We start from the raw sequence: 1871 nt of genomic DNA, 5'->3' as shown, positions 1-1871 counted from the left end.
CCGGGCTCGGATCGGCCTCGGCGGCGTGGCCGCGACACCGGTCCGGGCACGGAACACCGAGGCAGCGCTCGAGGGCGGCCCCTGGTCCGACGGCGCCGTACGCGCGGCCGCCGCGGTCCTCGGCGGCGAGGGCACGCCCATCGACGACCACCGCGCGAGCGCCGCCTACCGGGCCGCGATGCTCGAGCAGTCGCTGCTCAAGCTGTGGGCCGGTGCGCAGCGGGACGGCGCCGAGGGGGTGGCGGTGTGAGCGACCTGTCCGCCCGTCCCGGCGACGCGGCCGTCGGCTTGGAGGTGCCCCACGAGAGCGCGGCCCTCCACGTCACCGGCGCCGCGCTCTACACCGACGACCTCGTCGTCCGGATGCCCGGCTGCCTGCACGCCCATCCTGTGCAGGCCCCCCACGCCCACGCCCGGGTGACCGGGTTGCGCACCGCCGCGGCACTCGAGGTGCCCGGCGTGGTCCGGGTGCTGACCGCCGAGGACGTCCCGGGTCTCAACGACGCCGGGGTGCGCGACGACGAGCCGCTGTTCCCGAGCGAGGTCAGCTACTTCGGTCACGCCGTCTGCTGGGTGCTCGGTGAGACCCTCGAGGCCGCGCGACTCGGAGCCGCCGCCGTCGAGGTCGACTACGAGCCACTGCCCGCGCTGCTGTCCGTGTCGGAGGCGATCGCCGCCGGGAGCTTCCAGGGGGCCCAGCCCACCATCGAGCGTGGCGACGTGGAGCGCGCGCTCGTGTCGTCGGCGCACCTGTTCAGCGGGGTCACCGAGATGGCGGGCCAGGAGCACTTCTACCTCGAGACGCAGTGCTCGCTGGCCCACGTCGACGAGGCCGGCCAGGTCTTCGTCCAGAGCAGCACCCAGCACCCGACCGAGACCCAGGAGGTCGTCGCACACGTGCTGGGCCGGCGCGCGCACGAGGTCACCGTCCAGTCCCTGCGGATGGGTGGGGCGTTCGGCGGCAAGGAGATGCAACCCCACGGGTACGCCGCGGTCGCGGCCCTCGGCGCCGTCGTCACCGGCCACCCCGTGCGGGTCCGCCTCGCCCGGGCCCAGGACCTCACGATGACCGGCAAGCGGCACGGGTTCCACGCCCGCTGGCGGGTCGGCTTCGACGGCGACGGACTGCTGCAGGCGCTCGACGTCACGCTCACCGCCGATGGCGGCTGGAGCCTGGACCTGTCCGAGCCGGTGCTCGCCCGGGCGCTGTGCCACGTCGACAACGCCTACTGGATCCCGCACGTCCGGCTGCACGGCCGCATCGCCCGCACCCACAAGGCCTCCTCGACCGCGTTCCGCGGGTTCGGCGGACCGCAGGGGATGATGGTGATCGAGGACATCCTCGGGCGCTGTGCGCCGGTGCTCGGCCTCGACCCCGCGGACCTGCGCCGGCGCAACTTCTACGCGGCGGGTCAGAGCACGCCGTACGGCCAGACTGTGCGGCACCCGGAGCGGGCCGCCCTGGTCTGGGACCAGGTCCTGGCCGACGGCCGCATCGAGGAGCGGCGGGCCGAGGTCGCCGCGTTCAACGCCACCCATCCCGACGCCAAGCGCGGTCTCGCGATCACGCCCGTGAAGTTCGGCATCGCGTTCAACTTCAAGGCGTTCAACCAGGCGGGGGCGCTGGTCCACGTCTACAAGGACGGGTCGGTGCTGATCAACCCCGGCGGCACCGAGATGGGCCAGGGCCTGCACACGAAGATGCTGCAGGTCGCGGCCACGACGCTCGCGGTGCCGCTCGAGCTGGTCCGGCTCGCACCCACCCGCACCGACAAGGTCCCCAACACCTCGGCCACGGCCGCGAGCTCCGGCGCGGACCTCAACGGCGCCGCCGTCAAGCACGCCTGCGCGCAGATCCGGGCCCGTCTCGA

The 1871-nt window shown here is 74.0% G+C and carries 1 protein-coding gene and 1 pseudogene; both read left to right on the top strand.

What is annotated here, in order from left to right; genetic code table 11:
* Positions 1–250: pseudogene (locus VGD85_RS10995) on the top strand (xanthine dehydrogenase small subunit); the annotation flags it as partial.
* Positions 247–1871, top strand: a 1625-nt coding sequence (locus VGD85_RS10990) for a molybdopterin cofactor-binding domain-containing protein (protein ID WP_331063479.1), incomplete at its 3' end; no start/stop codon positions are given. The pseudogene VGD85_RS10995 and the gene VGD85_RS10990, both read left to right, overlap by 4 nt.

This window comes from Nocardioides sp. (assembly GCF_036401255.1).
Lineage (GTDB): Bacteria > Actinomycetota > Actinomycetes > Propionibacteriales > Nocardioidaceae > Nocardioides.
This window is presented reverse-complemented; position numbering and strand designations above follow the sequence as displayed.